This is a genomic window from Formosa haliotis, assembly GCF_001685485.1.
GTDB lineage: Bacteria > Bacteroidota > Bacteroidia > Flavobacteriales > Flavobacteriaceae > Formosa > Formosa haliotis.
This window is the reverse complement of record NZ_BDEL01000001.1, coordinates 965274-984207: the sequence shown is the minus strand read 5'-3', so window position 1 is coordinate 984207 and position 18934 is coordinate 965274. Positions and strand designations below refer to the sequence as shown.

The following is an 18934-nucleotide window of genomic DNA, read 5'->3' as shown; positions in this document are numbered from 1 at the left end:
TTTATCTAAACAAAAACAGGTATTATGTTGAAAAAATTAGTGTCGACTTTAGGTCTAGTTTTATTTTTCTTAATAGTGTCTTGCGACTCTTCAACCGATGATGGTTATAATATAGATTTTCCTTATTTCGATAGTTTAAATGTACAAGGGAATGTGACTTTGGTGTTGCAGTCTGGACCCAACCAAATTGTATAATTGTATGGCGATGGCAATTTAAAAACAGTAGATTTATATGTAGAAAACGGACAATTAAATATGTCTGATGTTAGTGCTAGTGCTAGCCAGGTGGTCGTTTTTGTTCAACATCCCGATATAAGTTCTATAGTTGTGCAAAACAACGGAACCTTAGAATTTGATAATAATTTTGTAACCTCTTCGTCAGATTTAATCATTCGTGGTTATGATGCTGCCGAAATTTATAATGCCTTTTCTTTAGATGTTGCTGTGTTAGATGTCGCTTTAGAAAATGCCGCTAAAATGGCCTTGGTAGATGTGGAAGCCAATGAACTTTACGTGCAATTATCTGATGGAAGCCGATGTAATATGGAAGGCTTTGCAACCGAACAATACATCAATTTAAATAACGGGTGTCGTTTTAATTTAGATTTTCCATACGCGGGTTGGGAGGTTATTGCGCCCATTCGCGGGGTAACTTGTAATATCACGACCGACAACGGCGGTAATGGTTGGGTACAAGCAGTAAATACATTAACAGCAACAGCTAATAACGGAAGTTCAATTTTTTATCAAGGCGAACCTAAGGTGTTAAATATTACAGAGATTAATGGTGGTACCGTGTCTAGAAAAGATTTTTAAGCTTTATTTATTATAGGAATAACAAGTTACATGTTGTTTGAATATAACAAAAAAAACAGCCCTGTTGGTTTTAAAAACCGAACAGGGCTATTTTTTTCAGAATATAGTAGCGTTTTAGTTTTCTAAGAAATTTAAAGCATCTTTTAGTTTAGAGGTGTCTATATCGCCTTCTTCTATTGTCTTAGCCAAGGCAACAATTTGCTCTGGTTTCATGTTTTTTCCAAGGACTCTTAAAATACCAAAACCTGCATCATTAGAGTTTCCATAAACAATAAGTTCGTCTATAGAATCATCGTCATCGCCTATATATTTTAAAGTGAATTTTCCGCCGTGGTTATTAATTACCATAAGCTCCTTGTAAATGTTGTCGTTTAAAATTTGTTCTACTTTAGATTTTTCGGCTTGATAGGCTTCCAACTGATTCGCCTCTTTTTTGTATCCTAAAAAATTTAATCGTTTTATAGATTTATACGCCTCTTTTTGGTCTTCGTTTAGTTTCGATTCATCTAAATTTAAAACCGAGAGAGGTAAATCTACAGTTGTAAAATTTGGAGTTTCTTGATGGTCTACAATATAGGTTTGCAGCGTTGGTTCAGATTTACAACTGGTAAGTAATAAGCCGAAACAAACCGTTATGGTAAGGATGTATTTAAAAGATTTCATGGTTAATTTTATTTTATTTGAATTTTCGAGAATGTGATTGTTAGAGTCGATATCGTCATCTTTTTAATTTTAGGAATTCACTGTGTACCACTGATTTACAGTCATGTATGATTCTGAAACGAGTTCTGGATGACGATTCTTTTCAACTTTATTTTACGTAACTACACTTTTACTTTATTTTTTATTCTTTAAATGTTCTCCTCCAGGGATATTCATTTTACTGGTTAGTTTAGAGATTTCGTTTAAATTAATATCTCCAGTTAAAAGGGCTACTACAGTTTCAATTTCACGAGGTTTGCCATTCAATTCAATATTAGCTTCTTTGGTTAAGTCGCCAATACCGTTAACAAAGATTAGAAGTTCTTTTACGTGGTCGGCATCACGACCTTCTTTTACGTAAAATTTCATTTCTTTTCCATCATCTTTTACTTCCATAAGTTCGTCTAAGCCTCCTTTTTTAGATTTCATCCAAGCCGAAATATCTTCAGCAATAGCTTTGTCGTCGGTAATAATAGTTTTAAAACTGGTAATGCTATTTACCATATTTAAATAGGCTTGAGACTCGGGATCGTTGGTACTAATATCTAATTTCGCCAACATTTGAAACATTCTAGGTTTAATGTTTACATAAGTTACATTTGGGTTTTCGCTATACTTATCAAAAATAGTTTGGGCCATCATACTTGCAGGAAGTAAAAGCATCACAATAGCGAAGAGCATTACATGTTTAGTCATTGTTTTGGAGTTATAATTGTGTATCGTTTTCATAGTTTTTTATTTAGTATTATTGAATATTATATTTGAGGATTGTTCTAGTTGATCGATATAACCTACTGTGGCTACACCTTTATTATACGATTTTAAATAGCCTACTGTTGAAGCTCCTTTGTTAAACGATTTCGATATAAGCTCTAAAGACCGTACCACTTCCTCGTAAGCCAATTGCGGATCTTGAATAGTGCCTAAATCATTTTCTGTAGTTGTTATATTTTTGTTCGAATTCAAGTAAAACCCAAGCATTAATGCTATTACGGCGGCAACAGCTAACCATGAATATGGTATAGATTTTTTAGTCTTTAAAGGAATATCCTTTGTAAAGGTTTCTTTTTTACTCGCATTAAAATAGGCAAATAAAGGTTTGTAAACCTCTAAATGCGGAGCTATATGGTCTTGCGAAAAATAAGCTCTTAATTGATGTTCTTCTTGAAGCGTAGTTTCTCCGTTTTCGTACTTTTCAAGTAACTGTTCTATATTATTTAATACCATAGTTATGTGTATTAGTTAATTGTTCTCGTATGGCTTTTCGTGCTCTAGATAGAGCGACTCTAACCGCTGTGTTTTTCATATTTAGCATCTCTGCAATTTCTTCTAAATCGTATTGTTCAATATCTCGTAACTGTATAACCATACGTTGTTGTTCTGGCAAGGTTTCTATAATTTTTCCAACCCAATCTAGGCTATCTTCAGTTTCAATTTGTTTTTGAAGACTTGTTTTGTGGTCTTCGTAATTACTATGTACAATTTTTAAATTTTGTGCTTGTTTCGATTTTAATTTATCGTAACATAAATTCTTTGTCATGGTCATAGAAAACGCTTCTACGTTTTTATAGGCTTCCATTTGCTTTTTATTAGACCATAATTTTAACAGCACTTCCTGCGTTGCATCTTCGGCCTCTTCATTAGATACCAGCAGACGTTTGGCCAAACGGTAAACCTTATCTTTAAAAGGCATTACAATATTTAAAAATTCTGACTGCGTCATGGTGTATTGGTCGCTTCTGGTTTTTCTACTAGTGGTTATTTGATATTACGACGATACATCGTATAATTTGTTACAAAAAAATTTTAAAGCTGAAATTATTTCAAGTAAATTTAGCCAATATACCCAAATTACTATGCAATACTTTAAACCATTTCTGTATTTAGGTGTGCTAATGTGCTGCCTTACTAACTGCTCTAAAGACCAAGACGATTTTCCAGTTACCAATTCTGAAATTAACGATTTTGTTTGGAAAGGAATGAACGTGTTTTACTTATACAAAGACGACGTACCAGACTTGGCCGATACTCGATTTAATTCTAATTCAGAATATCAGAGTTATTTAAACTCTTTTTCTAATCCAGAAGATTTATTTTACAACCTATTATATAACAGACAACTTGAAGATCGCTTTAGTTGGATAACCGATGATTATATTGCTTTAGAGCAACAGTTTAGTGGTGAGTATATAACGCACGGTATGGAATATGGTTTGGTAAAATTATCGTCTGGAAGTGCTGTTTTTGGTTATGTGCGTTACGTTATGCCGAATACCGATGCCGAACGTAAAGGGATAAAACGTGGGGATCTTTTTAACCGTGTTAATGGAGAAAATTTGTATTATAACTCACCTTTAGATTCCAATATAGATCTTATGCAAGGTAGCAGTTATACTATAGGTTTGGCAACTTATAATAATCAAGGTACAGAAGATAAGAGCGACGATACCGTTGAAAGTATTGCAGATGAAATTGCCTTGACAAAATCGAGCTACACAGAAAACCCAATTCACGATCAGAAAATTTTAGACATTAACGGTAAAAAAGTAGGGTATTTAATGTACAATGGTTTTACAGGAACAAATGCTTTCGATTCTCAATTAAACGCTACTTTCGGATCGTTTAGATCTGGAGGAGTAACCGATTTGGTACTCGATTTACGCTATAACCCAGGAGGATCGGTAAGTACGGCTACGTGGTTAGCGTCTATGATTACGGGACAGTATACGGGAGAAGTATTTGTACAAGAACAATGGAATAGTGATTGGCAATCGTATTTTGAAGCTAATAGTCCGGAGTCTTTAAAAAATCCGTTTACCGATGTTATGGAAAAACGAAATTCCTCAAATTCGGTGGTATTTAGCGAAACCTTAAATCATTTAAATTTAAATAAAGTGTACGTTATTACTACGCAAAGTACAGCTTCTGCGAGCGAGCTTGTTATAAACGGACTAGAGCCTTATATTGATGTGGTACAAGTAGGAGATGTTACCGTGGGTAAATATCAAGCTTCTAGAACACTTTACGATTCTCCTACCTATAGCAAATCCGAAGTTAATCCTACCCATACGTACGCCATGCAACCTTTAATTTTTAAATCGTTAAACGCTGCCGGTAAAACTGATTATTATGAAGGTTTAGATCCAGATATTCCTTTAAAAGAAGATTATGGAAACTTGGGTGTTTTAGGCGATGTAAAAGAACCTTTATTAGAGGCTGCTCTTCAAGATATTAGGGGTACTAGCAGAAAAGTGTATACCAAGGAAACTTTTGGATTAGAAGAATTAAGTAACAGTAAATCTAATATACCGTTACCTAATGCCATGTATGTAGATTAATGTTTGCGTATGAATATCACCTATTTTAATTGGAGTACCGGGAAAGATTCTGCTTTGGCTTTACACGAGATGTTGCAGGATAAAACCTATAGTATAAAGAAATTAGTAACCACCGTTAATTCACATTATAATCGTGTGTCTATGCACGGCTTACGTGTAGAATTACTGAAAGCACAAACGGAAGCTATCGGACTCCCAGTTCAATATATCGAATTGCCAGAACAGCCTAACATGGACGACTATAATAGCATCATGACTTTGGCTACAACTCAGTTAAAAACAGAAGGGTTTACGCATGCCGCTTTTGGCGATATTTTTTTAGAAGATTTAAAGTTTTACAGAGAGTTTCAGTTAATGGAAGTGGGGCTAAAAGCTGTATTTCCACTATGGAAACGGAATACGAAACAGTTAATTTTGGAATTTCTTAATTTAGGATTTAAAGCCATCGTGGTATGTGCCGATGCTAAATATTTTAATGAAGATTTTGTTGGGTCTGTACTTAGTTTAGATGTAATTGAAAATCTACCAGAAGGTGTCGATCCTTGCGGTGAAAATGGCGAATTCCACACCTTTTGTTTCGATGGTCCCTTATTTAAAGCTCCAATTCCTTTTGAGGTAGGGGAGAAAACGTATCGAGAATATCCTGCTCCTAATGAAAGCTCCAAGCCAGTCGGGTTTTGGTACTGTGATTTAATGCCTATGGAAAAAAGTGACCACAGTCTAGATAGAAGCAATTTTAACATCAATTCTGGAAGCTAACGTTATAGTTTTGTGAAAATTTTGAGTATCCTTTAATGTTGCAGTATCTTTGTTCGTAAATTTACGAACAATTGAAAACTCAAGACATTATTTCTACAGAGCAGGAGCAAATGGCACGCTATGCTAAAGCGATGGGACATCCTATTCGTATGCATGTGTTAGACTTACTTTCTAAACAAAGTTGTTGTTACAGTGGCGATTTAAGTGATGTTTTTCCAATTGCTAAATCTACCTTGTCGCAACATTTAAAAGAATTAAAAAAAGCAGGGCTTATTCAAGGTGAAATAGAAGCCCCTAAAGTAAGGTATTGCATTCACCCCGAAAACTGGAAAGAAGCCCAACAACTCTTTAAAAAACTCTTCGCTTTATAGCGATAATTAATCATATACGTGAAATCATAAATTTATATATTATGAAAAAAGAACAAGAATTAAAGGATATTGTAAAAGCAAATTATACCAAAATTGCAGAACAAAATAAAGTGGTTAATGCCTCATCATGTTGCGGAGCTACGCCACCAACAAATAAAGTGTATAATATTATGATGGATGACTACTCTAAAACAGAAGGGTATATGCCAGATGCCGATTTAGGTTTAGGTTGTGGTTTGCCAACACAATTTGCTAAAATTCAAAACGGAGATACAGTTATAGATTTAGGTTCGGGAGCAGGAAACGATTGTTTTGTTGCACGTCATGAAGTAGGACACGAAGGTAAAGTAATAGGCATAGATTTCACGCCTATTATGGTTGAAAAAGCACGAGTTAATGCAGAGAAATTAGGGTATAATAATGTAGAATTTAGAGAAGGCGATATAGATGATATGCCTGTAAATGATAATGTAGCCGATGTTGTAGTAAGCAATTGTGTACTTAATTTAGTACCAAATAAACAAAAAGTTATTTCTGAAATTTTTAGAGTATTAAAACCAGGAGGACATTTTAGTATTTCCGATGTCGTACTAGTAGGAGAGCTTCCAGAAGGTCTGCGTAACGATGCCGAAATGTATGCCGGCTGTGTGGCTGGAGCGATTCAGAAATCAGAGTATTTACAATTTATAGATGATAGCGGATTTAAGTCGGTTACAATTCAAAAGGAAAAACCTATTAGCATTCCAGATGATATTTTAGAGACATATCTTAATCCCGAAGAGTTGACTCAATTTAAAACGGGTAACACTGGAATTTTCAGTATTACAGTTTACGCAGAAAAAGGTGGTGCAAAATTAGAAAAGCCAAAAGTAAAACTTAGTGATATTCAGGCCACCGCAGGGAGTTGCGATGCCAGCACAGGATGTTGTTAAATTTTAATTGAAATTTTATAGAAACCCGCCAACTAAACGTATTAGTTGGCGGGTTTGTTTTTATAGCAAGGTAACTTTTTACCTAATGAAATGATAAGTTTTAGGAGTGTTATAAATAAACTATAGTATCTGTAAAATGGTGAATTTTATATGTAAACAGAAAAACATTAGAGTGTAAATACCGGAATATATGGGCTTGTTCGAAAGTATTGCCTTGTAACTCAAATTCATAAAACTTCTTATTTTAATTACTATTTTAATTTGTTAAATTTAATTCTCGAAAGTTTAATCACATTATAAACTAGTCTATTAGTATCCTTTAAAGAATTACATTATGTTCAATAACATTCAGATTGTAAAATTAGTAAGTGCTTTCAGCTTAATCGTTTTACAGTTTATTTTAGTAGAAAATCATTTAGTTGCCCAAAATATCACAAACACTAAAATTGTGTTTGAGCAAGTGAATGTTTTTGATGGGAAGACAGCGCAACTTATTAAGAATCAAAATGTACTAATAGAAGGGAATAAAATTATTTCTATGTCTTCTTCACCCATTACAAAAACATCGGGTATGACTGTAATTAAGGGTAAAGGAAAAACATTAATTCCAGGATTAATAGATGTTCATGTGCACATGATTTTTACAGCCATGAGTATGAGTGATTTATTATCTCCAGATCTTAGTCAAGACGTAATTATGAAGAACGCTTCGGTACAGGCAGAAAAAATGCTTATGCGCGGATTTACAGCAGTTCGGGATGTTGGCGGTCCTTCATTTTTATTAAAAAGTGGTATTGATAAAGGACAAATTAAGGGGCCTCGTATTTGGCCGTCGGGCGCAACTATAAGTCAGACTGCCGGACATGGAGATATGCGTACTCCAGATGAAAAATCTAGACGATTTTTTGGAAAACCTTCTAAAGCCGAATCTTTTGGAGCAACCTTTATAGCAGATGGTAGGGATGAAGTACTAACCGCCACAAGGGAAAATTTACGTTTTGGAGCAAGTCAAATTAAACTAATGGCAGGCGGAGGGACGTCTTCGGCATACGATCCTGTAGATGTAACCCAATATACTTTCGATGAAATGAAGGCCGCTGTAGAAGCCGCAGAGGATTGGGGAACTTATGTTACCGTTCATGCTTATACGCCACGTGCTATAAAAAGAGCTATAGATGCAGGTGTAAAATGTGTGGAACATGGTCAATTATTAGATGAGGCCACGCTACAATATATGAAGGACAAAGATATATGGTTAAGCACTCAAATTTTAATGGCAGATACAGAAGCCATGGACCCTTTAAGGAGAGAAAAACGTAAACCTATTTTAGAAGGGCAAGAAAAATTATGGCCCTTGGCGAAAAAAATGAAACTTAAATTAGCTTGGGGAACAGATTTTCTATTTGAACCTGAAATTAATGATACGCAAAATGAATATATAGTTAAATTAAAAGCATGGTTTACGCCTTTTGAAATTCTTAAAATGGTGACTCATGATAATGCACAGCTGTTAGCGCTTTCAGGAAAAAGAAGTCCGTATGCAGGAAAACTTGGGGTGATAGAAGCAGGTGCTTTAGCAGATTTGATATTAATAGATGGAAATCCGCTTACTAATATTGACTTACTCGCACAGACAGATAATAAATTTTTGGTCATTATGAAAGATGGTGTCATTTATAAAAACAAAATGAAATAGTAGTGTATTCAATACAGAGTATGTTATTGTGAATGGAATTATGTGAACCTAATTTTGCAACATAAGAGATTGGATATCGTCTTTTGAAAAATACAACTTATGATAAAATTAATTTTAACATTGACGTTAGCACTATATACAGCTATAGCTTTTGCGACTGAAATTGAAGTGACTGTTGTCTTTGAAAACTTAACAAAAAAGGAAATGATTTCAGGTGAATTTACAATCATCGACTTAAATGTAAAGACTGAAATTAAATCGGATGAAAGTTTCAAAATTACTTTGCCAGAAAAGGGGAAATACCATTTTAGTTTCGCAAGTGTCGACTTTATTGCATATACTTTTTATCCAGTACGAATAAATAAAAGCAATAACATAATTACAATACGATTAACAGAAAAACCTAATTTTAAAAATCGTGAAACTTATGCTTTCCCGATATACTTGGAAACTAATTTAACCGATGAACAATTTGAAAAACGAATAGTAGCTGAAAATTTAAACTTTATAATGAACGGAATTAATGCTTCAATACCGGAAGAATATGTCTGTTTTAAAAATAAATATGGAATAGGCCTAATAATAGAAAATTGTGTTATAGACCCTTTGGCTTTCAAAAAAGCCACTAAAAATAATCAATTAATTTTTGAGTATTTAAATAGTAAATATGGAACCGAATGGCAGAAAGCATTGAAATCAAAACCCATCGGAATTAAATAAAAAACGTATAAATCACATGGTCTTTGCTGTAAAGGTTATAGACAAAAATGGGCGTTTTTTTAAAAATTAAAAAACTAAAATGGGTTTGTCTATAAATTTAAATGTGGCATAAGTTAAGGTATGAAAACTAGTAGAACTAACCTTCCAAGTTCGTCTTTATTGAATGTTTATAACAAAGAATATAAACATATAGACAGTTTTCAGGGTGTTATTCATGATAAAGAAAACAAGTTTACTGCCACAGATATGGGGATGGCTTTTTTTTCAAGTGGACCAAAATGGGTAGAATATTTATTTGCCCTTCGAAATAAAATAGTTTCTATTTTCGGATTAAAAACTTCTGATCCTATTAAAAATAGAACAGAACAACTAGAAAATTTCAATTGTGATGTTGGAGCACAACTAGGTCTTTTTAAAGTATTGGCTAAAACAGAGAACGAAATTATTTTAGGAGAAGACGATAAACATTTAAATTTTAGAGTGTCGTTGTTTTTACACCTACAAGTCGAAGACACTACAACTAAAGCATTCATTATTTCAACTCTAGTTGCGTTTAATAATAGGCTAGGGAAGTTGTACTTTTTAATTGTAAATCCGTTTCATAAACTAATTATTCCAATAATGTTGAAAGGGATTATTAAAGAATTAGAAAAACAAAACTAGTAACATAACCCAATCACACTAATATCAAGTATAATTTAACGAATCAATTGCCCTTAATTTTCTTCGAAAATGGTATGTTGATAAGCTCCTAAATCTGGAGACGACGTTCTGTTTTTATTTAACAGATCGAATGGAACTTGGTTTGCAAATTCGATGTTTCCTTGATTGTTGGCAGGAGAATCTTCTCCAATAATTAATTGATTGCTAGAAGTGTCTTTAAATTCTGGATCGGTATTGAAAATCATGTTTTCGTAATGTGTATCATCTTCAAAATCGTAGTTTTTTCCCTCGTAGTTTGTATTTGAGGTTTTCTGAAACCGCGCCAAACAATTGGTGAATTTAAAATTGAAAACCACTTGCTCATCTTCTAATTCATCTAAAAGAAATTCAGGATTATCGTTTCCGTAAATAATACAGTTGTTAAAATTGGCTTCTGTTAAATCGGCTAAAAAGGCTGTGTTATCTTCATCTAGTTGATAATTGTTAAGTAATAATGCTGGATACTGTCTGTAGCTATTTGTCCAATAATTAGCTATAGTGGCATGCGTTACATTATAGGTTCCGCCTAAAGTACCTGCGAACGATGATTGTCCAGAGTTGTTTATGACTACATTTTCGGCTGTTATAGAGGTGTTTCTTCCTAAAACGCCAAAATTACTACTGTTATAAATTTGTGTGTTATTAAGCGTAAGTTTGGTGCTGTTTGGGTTGCCTTCGCTTAAAATACCTACAGTAGCATTTTTAATGGTGGCATAATTAAAATGATTTGATCTGCTGTTTTGAAATAACCAGATGGTTCCCCATTGTCCAGGAATATCGGAAAAGGAAGGTTCTAAGCGGTCGCCTTCAAATATAACTTCGTTGTCTAGGGTTTTACGATCTTGGCTATAGCTTCCATTAACTTGAAGCGAAGCGCCTTCGCCTACAAATAAACCAGAATTAGTATGGAAATGTAATCGAGATCCGGCATCTATAGTTAGGGTTTCGTAGTTAGGTACAGCCGCATAGCCATAAATTACATAAGGTTTTGTATTGGTAAAGTGTAATTCATCTGGATTTAAATAACGCCCTTGTATTTCGGTTTGAACCTGTTGTCCATCTATATCTAATGTTAAGGTTTCTATGATGCCTTCGTCGTCTTTACTCGGATAAATAAAAACAGCATCTTTAACTAAAGTTACCAAATCTACTTTTTGCGAGCTTGTTCCAGATACAAATTCTATTTCATCGGTATATAAATATGTGCCTTCAGGGTTTATAAAATCGTTATAATCTATAGTTGTTTCTATAAAAACATACATGCTGTCTTTAGCTAAAATTTCTACATTCTGAAAAACTTTACCAGACATTCCATCTACATTTAAACGGTAAGATGAAGCTTCGCCTTGAGCAAGTTTAAGCGACGGGATTAGTATATCTTCATTACTGTTGTTGTAGACTTTAAGATTGTAAGTACTAGAACCAATATTAGTAAAAACAGTATCTAAATACACGGTGTCTTTAGAGAAGGTTAGGGTACCGTTGCTAGGGGTAAACTCAAAATCTTTCCGACAAGAGCTCCAAAGAGTTAAAAAAAGACAGCAGATAATAAAGTAAAAAATACGCTTCATAATAATAGACTAATGCCCGAATTGGGATATTTGATAAAAATATAACTTTTACGCGATAATCGAGAAATTAATTACCACGCTCTTTCACAAATCTGGTAATTTTAATTATTGAAAAATAGCTTTAACGTCTTCGGGAATACGGGTAGGACGTTTGGTTTTATTATGTATAAGGCACCAATGTGTTTCGGCTTTTAAAAGTAACTTGTTTGTAGCTTCATGATAGACTTCTACAACACGAATAGATTTTACACCTTCAGCTCTTTTAATATAGGTTTTAAGGATGAGATTGTCGTGTAAAACGGCTTCACCTTTATAAAAAATATGATGTTCTATTACCACCCAAATATAAAGATCTTGCATGCTTGGTGTTGCTGTATGTTGCCAATGACCTTTGGCCACATCCTGAATCCACTGCACATACCTAACGTTGTTTACATGCTGTAATTCGTCTAAATCGTCTGGTGTAACAGTAACCTTAAGCTGGAAAGTTTGCATAGGTTATTGTTTTGGCTTTACAGTCACTTCAAACAATTTGTCCCAACGTTTTCCTGTAACAAATAGGGTTTTAGTACTCGGGTTGTAAGCCATACCATTTAAAACATCTAGCCCTTGGTGTTGTGTCACTTTCTTTTTAAGCGGAGTAAAATCGATAACACCTTCTACAGCACCGTTTCTAGGGTTGATTATAGCGACACCATCTTTTTGATAAATATTGGCGTATATTTTCCCATCGATCCATTCTAATTCATTCACACGTCCAATTTTACCTTTATTGGTGTATACTTGTATATAATCTTTTTCTTCTAAGGTGTTTGGGTCTAAAATCCAAATCTTTTCCGTGCCGTCACTTTTGTATAATACCTTGCCATCGTTGCATAGGCCCCAACCTTCTTTACTATTGTTGTATTTAAAACTACTTTGCTTTTCTAAGGTATTCACATCGTAAACAAATCCGACACCCTTTTGCCAGGTTAATTGATATAATTTATCATTCAAAACAGTTAAGCCTTCACCAAAATATTCGTCGGCTAATTTTACATTCTGAATCACGTCGCCAGTTTCAAAATCTACTTTCCTTAGTTTAGATTCTTTGTATTGTCCGGTGCTTTCGTACATCACCCCATTATGAAATTCTAAACCTTGGGTATACGAAGTAATATCGTGAGGAAAGGCGTTTAATAGTTCGAAAGTATAAACTTCAGGGTGTTTATCGTTTAAAATAAGTAAGGGTTGCGTAACGGTTTGCGATTCACCAGCAGTGTAAACAATCGCTTTTAAATGTTGTTTCCCTAATTTTTGTTGATTTAATTCTATTTTTTCTGAAACTTTTTCGTCGTTAATAAAGTAAGCAATAGAATCGATTTCTAGATTTTTCGGATTTTTTATACTCAAATTTAGGGTCTCATGAAGTGAAATTCCGTTGCCAGGAGCATTAGTTTTTAAAGAAAAGTCACTTTTTTTGTCGTTAGAGCTACTACCGCAAGAAATTAAAGCTGCGGTTAAAAACATGATAATGAATATGTTGGTTGCTTTCATTTGTAAAAATTAATTTTAAGCAAGTTATTTATTTAAAATCAGTTTAAAAAATCATTGCGAAAAAATAAAAAGAATGTATCTTTGCAGCGGCAAGTCCTACACAACCAGCTCCTGTTGAATCCTCCAGGGCGGGAACGCAGCAAAGGTAAATGGTCGTAGCGGTGTGATGTAGGTAGCTTGCCATTTTTTATGCCTTATAGTTTCGTAAAATTCTCTTCGCTTTACATCTTAAAATTGTATTTTTGGCATCCTAAACACAGTCTTATTTTATGTCTAAAGTTGTATTAATTACAGGAGGTTCTTCTGGAATAGGAAAATCTATTGGTGAATTTTTAACCGAAAACGGATTTAAAGTATATGGCACCAGCCGATCCCCAGAACGCTATCCAGAAAGTAAATTTCCCATTTTAAAATTAGATGTTAAGGACGTAGCGACGATCTCCCTATGTGTACAATCTCTCATAGAACGGGAGTCTCGCCTAGATGTGCTAATTAATAATGCTGGAGTAGGAATAACGGGACCAATCGAGGAAATACCTTTAGAAGAAATGAAAAGTCATTTCGATACCAATTTTTTTGGCCCTTTAGAAGTTATCAAAGCCGTATTGCCACAAATGCGAAAACAAAAATCGGGTTTAATAATAAACGTAACTTCTATTGCAGGATACATGGGTTTACCGTATCGCGGGATTTATAGTGCGAGTAAAGGAGCATTAGAATTGGTGACCGAAGCTTACAGAATGGAGCTGAAAGATTTTAATATTAAAATGACTAATGTAGCGCCTGGCGATTTTGCTACAAATATTGCTGCCGGACGTTTTCATGCGCCCGTTAACCAAGAATCTCCTTATAAAACGCCATACGGAAATACCTTAAAATTAATGGATAGCCATGTAGATTCGGGTAAAGATCCTAAAATTATGGCCGAGGCTATTTTAAAAGTTATACAAACCGAAAACCCAAAAATACACTATAAAGTAGGGGAGTTTATGCAAAAATTTTCCATCGTGTTAAAACGCATTTTACCAGATAAAATGTATGAGAAATTATTGATTAATCATTATAAACTATAGGGCGTAAACGTTTAAGTAAATAATTGGTGTTATTTTGTTAAAATGACAGATTAGAATACCATATTATTGTAAATTAGCACCAAATATTGAACAAATTAAATTTAAAATAATGAAATTTTTTATTGATACAGCAAACCTTGCTCAAATTAAAGAAGCTCAAGAATTAGGAGTTCTTGATGGCGTGACTACAAACCCATCTTTAATGGCGAAAGAAGGTATTACAGGACATGATAATATTTTAAAACATTACGTAGACATTTGTAATATTGTTGAAGGAGATGTTAGTGCTGAAGTTATTTCTACCGATTTTGAAGGGATGATTAGAGAAGGTGAAGCATTAGCTGAATTACACGAGCAAATTGTTGTAAAATTACCAATGATAAAGGATGGTGTAAAAGCTTGTAAATATTTTTCTGATAAAGGAATTAGAACAAATGTAACTTTGGTGTTTTCACCAGGTCAAGCTTTGTTAGCCGCTAAAGCAGGAGCAACTTATGTGTCTCCATTTATTGGTCGTTTAGATGATATTTCTACCGATGGGTTAAACCTAATTGCAGAAATTCGTCATATTTACGATAACTATAATTTCGAAACTGAAATTCTTGCTGCCTCTGTACGTCATACTATGCATGTTATAGACTGTGCTAAATTAGGAGCAGATGTTATGACAGGTCCGTTAAGTGCTATTGAAGGCTTATTAAAGCACCCTTTAACAGATAGTGGTTTAGCAAAATTTTTAGAAGATTATAAAAAAGGAAATTAATTCCTAATAGATAATAAGTATTAAAATCCCCAACGCTTGCGTTGGGGATTTTTTTGTTGATTTTGAGTTTTCTAATTTAACTTCAAATAAATAGAATTGTAGGCAATTTTTCTACTCTTCGAATCATTTACAAAATATAAAGTCAGTTCATTAAATCTCCCTTAAATCTTTATCTGTAGCGTGGTATAAAAGGTGATAGGTTCGCTAGGTAAGATTCCTGGCCCAGGATAACCTGTAGCACGTCTTGTAAAATAATAGTTGTTTGTAAAATTATTTAAGCCCGCTTCTAAAGTAAATCTACGCCAGGTGTAGGCTGCAGAAAAGTCGGCAACATAATAAGCTGGAATTTCACCGTAGATTCCAAAGGTATTCTCGTTAACATCGGTTTTGGTGTTATTACTATCGCTGAATTGAGACGATAAATAGGTGAGTTGAAGACTAACTTTTAAATTTTTATAACCCAATCGCGTCCCTGTTTTTATATTAAATAGCGGTACAAATTCTACCTTATTACCTTCAATATGTTCTACATCAGATTTTAAATAGTCGCTTCCTGTAATGGCATTGTTTAAAAATACATTCCATGAAAAATTGTGATTATCGGTAAAAAAAGTATTACTAATACTCCAGTCTACTAAAGCCTCCCAGCCATAGGTTAAGGCTGTTCCTATATTACTTCTGTAGCGTACTACTGCAGCCGAGCCATTTGGATTTTTTGTGGTGTATTCACCAATTTTATCATTATAAAGTAAGGCGTAAATACTGGTGTCGTAGTTAAGAATATTACGCACTTTGCCTCGAATTCCGATATCGGAAGTAAAACCTTTTTCATCTGTAATATCAGGATCGATTACCAAACTCGGACTCACCGTACGGATATCGCTAAAAGTTACCGAGCGGTAGTTTTGCGAAATGTTTCCGTAAACTTCTATCGAAGTTAGTGGCTTGTAACTTAGTCCAACGCCTAACAATAGAAAGTTTCGTTTTTTGTCGACATTTTCATCAACGAGCTCGTCGAAGATTACATTTCCGGCCTGATCGGTATTTATGTTTCGCCAATAGCCATCAGCTTGAGTTACGATGTTTTCGAAACGGAATCCTGGAGTTACCGTAAATGTAGAGGATAATCGGAATATATTTTCACCAAAGAAAGTCAGGTTTCTGTTAGGGTAGGTAAAATCACTCTGGTTGGCATAATTGGGAAATTCGTCTGTTGCCAGATTAAAATCGGGTCCGCTACCACTACTTCCTGGACCTTGAATAGACGTGTTTCGTGCTTGATAATACTTTGCACCTAACAATAAGGCACTGCTTTTTCCTCCTAAATTATATTTTTGAAGAAAGCGTGCTTCGGCTCCCCAATTTACAAAATCACCTAAAATTAAATCTCTAACGGTTCCAGGGACATCGGCATTACTCACGCGATTAGATAAGTAGCCTAAAGCACTTCTACTAGCATCTAACCCAAATAATTGTAAGGAGAAATTTGCTTGTTCTGTGAACTCATGTTTAAAACGTAAGGCGAATAAATTCCAATTGACATCGAACCAATTACGCTCGCGGTTGCTTTGAAACATATCTTCATTGAACATGTAATCTGTAAGTCCACCAGGTTGTTTGGCCAAATAATCGAACAAGGTATAATCGAAATGTAAGGAGGTTTTTTCGTTGAACTGATAATTTAAATTCACAAAAAAGTTACGACTGTTAAACTGGGAATTTGGTCTAAAACCATCTCCTTGTTTATAATTAAAAAAGGTATAATAACTAAACTTCCCATTGGTGCCGCTTAAACTCGTAAAATTTGTAAAAAGACCGTAAGAGCCTACTGTATTTCTGGTAATTAATTCGATAGGTTTAGTAGTTGGTTCTTGCATTTTAAAATTAACCAAGCCACCAAACTGGGTACCATATTGTAAGGAGGCCGCACCGCGAATCACTTGAATTTCCTTCAGGCCTTCGGTAGGTGGGGTGTAATAACTTTCTGGGTAACCTAACACATCGGCACTAATATCGTAACCATTTTGGCGCGTATTAAAATTACTAGTTCGATTAGGGTTTAGTCCGCGGCCACCAATATTTAATTGTAATCCGCCATCGGCATTTTCGTTAAACGTAATACCTGCAACTTGAGCATAAACTTGTCGGGCAGTATTAATCGATTTGTTTACTACCAAGGTGTTTATGTCGACCATTTCGGTTTTTTTACCAGCATAAATAGCGGTTTCTTCAATATCTTTTAAATGCCTTAAAGCAAAAACACGTTCCCTGTTTTTTTGAATGACAACCTCATTTAAGACCACCATTTCTTCTAAAATCACAGTGACATTGCTGGTGCTTGTGGTGAATGGTTGCTCTTTTAACGGGTAGGCTTCCTTATAAAACATCAAGGAAAATTTATCCTGGTTTACGGCGATATCGAAGTGCCCTTCGGCATTCGTTAACACCGATTTCCCTGAGGCTACTTCTATAACTTCTACACCAGAAATAGGAGAGCCATTTTCATTTTGAACTTGGCCCTGAAAGGACGTTTGTGCAAAAAAAGTTGAACTAAAGAGTATTAGAATAAAACTAAAACCCTTTGATAGTATCGTTAAAAGGGAGTATCCAGGTTTTGTGTTTAAAAGATTCATATTGCTTTGCTAAGTTTACGTTAGGATCGATATATTTCTGACTTAATCTGCCGTTTAGTGCCACGTGGCAATTTACTTTTACTTCAGGATCTGTCATGCCTTGCTTCTGATAATACTCATGAAGGAAGTGTGCATATTCTAAAATAAAATCGGGTTGAAAAGACATTTGCTTGATCTGAAATTTGGTCAAGAATTCTGTGTTGTCTACAACTTTAAATTGACCGGTAGCTTTATCGGAAACTGTGAATTCGGTATAACCTGCTTTTTCCATAAGCATGACGCGCCAGGAAAAGCGGTAACCTTCTTCGGTCCAAAATAATTCGCCAGGATACAGTAAATATCGGAATGGAAATACTAATTGTATCATGAGGAATACACCTAACAGTATAGGAACTAATTTAGGCGAAGTTCGTGTTGGGTTAGATTGCGAAGCCACGGTTTTAGGAGTTGGCGATTCTGAAATTACGCGATCTATTCTAAAGATTTTTGAAAAAAGTTGCAGCGCTTTTCTATGAAATTGTGGACTAAAAAATAAGAGTGTTGAAATAATCATAACAAACGGAAATATTCCGATAGGGAACAAAATACGCGTCATAACATGAAATATTACAACAAGGATAAATCCAAATAATCGTGTGGGTTTATAAAGGAGTAAAAATACAATGCCCAAATCGTAAATGGCACCAAACCAACTAAAAGCATAGGCAACCCAGTCGTAACCTAACAAGTGGCCAATAATAGGTAAACTAGCTTTTGATGGTAACCAAATTTTTAACGGCATGGCATGAAACAACCAATCTGAATTAAGTTTGGCAACACCAGCATATATGTAAACTATAGCTAATAATACTTTTAAAATATCTATAGTGTATCGTGGAACTACTTGACTGCGGTCGACTTTATTTTGTTTGGCATCTACAGAAAACAACACATTTGCAGGTAAAAACAGTAGCACAAAACTCACTATAGAAATAAAATAATAATGATTTAAATAGGTGGTTTTATCCATGAGTTCGATGTAAGTGAAACTCAAGAAAAACAGTAAAATCCCTAAACGATACTTATAACCAAAGGCTACCATGAGGGCCGATATACCACAAATAATAAACAATAAATAGGTGTATACGCCAATAGGTTTAACCCAACCAAAACCGTAATATGTAAAGTGAAAAATGGGGTCTATATAAAACTTGCTAATCCAACCGTTATATGCAAACCGCAGGATGCTAAAAAACATCATGAGTCCGAATGCCAATCTGTAAAAGGCTAGAGGGGCAGCATCTGTATAGGTATTGAGATATGCTTGTATTTTATGGTTCATG

General features: G+C 34.5%; 20 protein-coding genes and 1 other RNA gene. 12 read left to right on the top strand and 9 right to left on the bottom strand.

All coding sequences use genetic code 11. The features are described 5' to 3' along the window. The first annotated feature begins 24 nt into the window (after positions 1-24). On the top strand, positions 25-195 hold the full coding sequence (locus A9D35_RS18655; protein WP_159427037.1) for a hypothetical protein: 171 nt from the start codon (positions 25-27) through the stop codon (positions 193-195). Beyond that, positions 196-816 (top strand): GIN domain-containing protein, encoded by a 621-nt coding sequence (locus A9D35_RS04135; RefSeq protein ID WP_066219423.1) that lies wholly within the window; start codon positions 196-198, stop codon positions 814-816. It begins immediately after the preceding gene. 114 nt (positions 817-930) lie between these two features. On the opposite strand, the gene A9D35_RS04130 is transcribed toward A9D35_RS04135, so the two are convergent. The 4 genes from A9D35_RS04130 to A9D35_RS04115 form a co-directional block, all read right to left on the bottom strand. Then, complete coding sequence (locus A9D35_RS04130) at positions 931-1479, bottom strand: GFO_1091 family lipoprotein (protein WP_066219421.1); 549 nt, start codon at positions 1477-1479, stop codon at positions 931-933. Positions 1480-1653: 174 nt separating this feature from the next. Further along, on the bottom strand, positions 1654-2214 hold the full coding sequence (locus A9D35_RS04125; protein ID WP_066219418.1) for a GFO_1090 family protein: 561 nt from the start codon (positions 2212-2214) through the stop codon (positions 1654-1656). Between the two features lie 39 nt (positions 2215-2253). After that, entirely contained in the window at positions 2254-2745 is a 492-nt protein-coding gene (locus tag A9D35_RS04120; RefSeq protein ID WP_066219415.1) for a PG0215 family putative anti-sigma factor, read from the bottom strand. Then, entirely contained in the window at positions 2732-3241 is a 510-nt protein-coding gene (locus A9D35_RS04115; RefSeq protein WP_066219412.1) for a GFO_1088 family ECF-type sigma factor, read from the bottom strand. The genes A9D35_RS04120 and A9D35_RS04115 overlap by 14 nt, the downstream gene beginning before the upstream one ends. A gap of 133 nt (positions 3242-3374) precedes the next feature. Here A9D35_RS04115 and A9D35_RS04110 point away from each other — a divergent pair, with 133 nt between their 5' ends. The 7 genes from A9D35_RS04110 to A9D35_RS04080 all read left to right on the top strand — a co-directional run bounded on the left by A9D35_RS04110 (position 3375) and on the right by A9D35_RS04080 (position 9997). Then, entirely contained in the window at positions 3375-4856 is a 1482-nt protein-coding gene (locus A9D35_RS04110) for a GFO_1087 family putative carboxy terminal peptidase (RefSeq protein ID WP_066225745.1), read from the top strand. Between the two features lie 9 nt (positions 4857-4865). Then, a complete protein-coding gene (locus tag A9D35_RS04105) occupies positions 4866-5615 on the top strand; it encodes a Dph6-related ATP pyrophosphatase (protein ID WP_066219409.1) in 750 nt (249 codons plus the stop codon). Positions 5616-5686: 71 nt separating this feature from the next. After that, entirely contained in the window at positions 5687-5986 is a 300-nt protein-coding gene (locus A9D35_RS04100; RefSeq protein ID WP_235817845.1) for an ArsR/SmtB family transcription factor, read from the top strand. A gap of 41 nt (positions 5987-6027) precedes the next feature. Further along, positions 6028-6918, top strand: coding sequence for an arsenite methyltransferase (locus A9D35_RS04095; protein ID WP_066219404.1), 891 nt, complete (start codon positions 6028-6030; stop codon positions 6916-6918). A gap of 334 nt (positions 6919-7252) precedes the next feature. Further along, positions 7253-8614 carry a metal-dependent hydrolase family protein gene (locus A9D35_RS04090; RefSeq protein WP_083191603.1) on the top strand — a complete coding sequence of 454 codons (1362 nt, stop codon included), beginning with the start codon at positions 7253-7255 and terminating at the stop codon, positions 8612-8614. Positions 8615-8713: 99 nt separating this feature from the next. Beyond that, positions 8714-9334 (top strand): FEKKY domain-containing protein, encoded by a 621-nt coding sequence (locus A9D35_RS04085; protein ID WP_066219399.1) that lies wholly within the window; start codon positions 8714-8716, stop codon positions 9332-9334. A gap of 120 nt (positions 9335-9454) precedes the next feature. Further along, entirely contained in the window at positions 9455-9997 is a 543-nt protein-coding gene (locus A9D35_RS04080; RefSeq protein ID WP_066219396.1) for a DUF2867 domain-containing protein, read from the top strand. A 53-nt stretch (positions 9998-10050) separates the two neighbouring features. Here the strand turns inward: A9D35_RS04080 and A9D35_RS04075 are convergent, their stop codons facing one another. The 3 genes from A9D35_RS04075 to A9D35_RS04065 all read right to left on the bottom strand — a co-directional run bounded on the left by A9D35_RS04075 (position 10051) and on the right by A9D35_RS04065 (position 13143). Then, entirely contained in the window at positions 10051-11607 is a 1557-nt protein-coding gene (locus tag A9D35_RS04075; protein WP_066219393.1) for a hypothetical protein, read from the bottom strand. A gap of 105 nt (positions 11608-11712) precedes the next feature. Further along, positions 11713-12102: an acyl-CoA thioesterase gene (locus A9D35_RS04070; protein ID WP_066219390.1), complete on the bottom strand. Its 390-nt coding sequence runs from the start codon at positions 12100-12102 to the stop codon at positions 11713-11715. Positions 12103-12105: 3 nt separating this feature from the next. Further along, a complete protein-coding gene (locus A9D35_RS04065; protein WP_066219386.1) occupies positions 12106-13143 on the bottom strand; it encodes a glutaminyl-peptide cyclotransferase in 1038 nt (345 codons plus the stop codon). An 87-nt stretch (positions 13144-13230) separates the two neighbouring features. Between A9D35_RS04065 and ffs the strand changes: the two genes are divergently transcribed. The 3 genes from ffs to fsa all read left to right on the top strand — a co-directional run bounded on the left by ffs (position 13231) and on the right by fsa (position 14979). Next, an RNA gene (ffs, locus tag A9D35_RS04060) (signal recognition particle sRNA small type) lies at positions 13231-13329 on the top strand. Between the two features lie 83 nt (positions 13330-13412). Further along, complete coding sequence (locus A9D35_RS04055; protein WP_066219383.1) at positions 13413-14216, top strand: SDR family oxidoreductase; 804 nt, start codon at positions 13413-13415, stop codon at positions 14214-14216. Between the two features lie 109 nt (positions 14217-14325). After that, a complete protein-coding gene (gene fsa / locus A9D35_RS04050; RefSeq protein WP_066219381.1) occupies positions 14326-14979 on the top strand; it encodes a fructose-6-phosphate aldolase in 654 nt (217 codons plus the stop codon). Positions 14980-15140: 161 nt separating this feature from the next. Here fsa and A9D35_RS04045 read toward each other — a convergent pair whose 3' ends face one another. Together A9D35_RS04045 and A9D35_RS04040 are read right to left on the bottom strand one after the other, a co-directional pair. Beyond that, entirely contained in the window at positions 15141-17612 is a 2472-nt protein-coding gene (locus A9D35_RS04045; RefSeq protein ID WP_066219376.1) for a TonB-dependent receptor domain-containing protein, read from the bottom strand. After that, positions 17551-18933, bottom strand: a complete 1383-nt coding sequence (locus A9D35_RS04040; protein ID WP_066219374.1) for an HTTM domain-containing protein — start codon at positions 18931-18933, stop codon at positions 17551-17553. The genes A9D35_RS04045 and A9D35_RS04040 overlap by 62 nt, the downstream gene beginning before the upstream one ends. Position 18934 lies beyond the last annotated feature (1 nt).

Coding starts and splice junctions, on each gene's coding strand:
- A9D35_RS04120 (WP_066219415.1), bottom strand. CDS start 2,745: ATGGTATTAAATAATATAGAACAGTTACTTGAAAAGTACGAAAACGGA.
- A9D35_RS04070 (WP_066219390.1), bottom strand. CDS start 12,102: ATGCAAACTTTCCAGCTTAAGGTTACTGTTACACCAGACGATTTAGAC.
- A9D35_RS04075 (WP_066219393.1), bottom strand. CDS start 11,607: ATGAAGCGTATTTTTTACTTTATTATCTGCTGTCTTTTTTTAACTCTT.
- A9D35_RS04085 (WP_066219399.1), top strand. CDS start 8,714: ATGATAAAATTAATTTTAACATTGACGTTAGCACTATATACAGCTATA.
- A9D35_RS04045 (WP_066219376.1), bottom strand. CDS start 17,612: ATGAATCTTTTAAACACAAAACCTGGATACTCCCTTTTAACGATACTA.
- A9D35_RS04080 (WP_066219396.1), top strand. CDS start 9,455: ATGAAAACTAGTAGAACTAACCTTCCAAGTTCGTCTTTATTGAATGTT.
- A9D35_RS04110 (WP_066225745.1), top strand. CDS start 3,375: ATGCAATACTTTAAACCATTTCTGTATTTAGGTGTGCTAATGTGCTGC.
- A9D35_RS04095 (WP_066219404.1), top strand. CDS start 6,028: ATGAAAAAAGAACAAGAATTAAAGGATATTGTAAAAGCAAATTATACC.
- A9D35_RS04125 (WP_066219418.1), bottom strand. CDS start 2,214: ATGACTAAACATGTAATGCTCTTCGCTATTGTGATGCTTTTACTTCCT.
- fsa (WP_066219381.1), top strand. CDS start 14,326: ATGAAATTTTTTATTGATACAGCAAACCTTGCTCAAATTAAAGAAGCT.
- A9D35_RS04040 (WP_066219374.1), bottom strand. CDS start 18,933: ATGAACCATAAAATACAAGCATATCTCAATACCTATACAGATGCTGCC.
- A9D35_RS04055 (WP_066219383.1), top strand. CDS start 13,413: ATGTCTAAAGTTGTATTAATTACAGGAGGTTCTTCTGGAATAGGAAAA.
- A9D35_RS04065 (WP_066219386.1), bottom strand. CDS start 13,143: ATGAAAGCAACCAACATATTCATTATCATGTTTTTAACCGCAGCTTTA.
- A9D35_RS04105 (WP_066219409.1), top strand. CDS start 4,866: ATGAATATCACCTATTTTAATTGGAGTACCGGGAAAGATTCTGCTTTG.
- A9D35_RS04090 (WP_083191603.1), top strand. CDS start 7,253: ATGTTCAATAACATTCAGATTGTAAAATTAGTAAGTGCTTTCAGCTTA.
- A9D35_RS04115 (WP_066219412.1), bottom strand. CDS start 3,241: ATGACGCAGTCAGAATTTTTAAATATTGTAATGCCTTTTAAAGATAAG.
- A9D35_RS04130 (WP_066219421.1), bottom strand. CDS start 1,479: ATGAAATCTTTTAAATACATCCTTACCATAACGGTTTGTTTCGGCTTA.
- A9D35_RS18655 (WP_159427037.1), top strand. CDS start 25: ATGTTGAAAAAATTAGTGTCGACTTTAGGTCTAGTTTTATTTTTCTTA.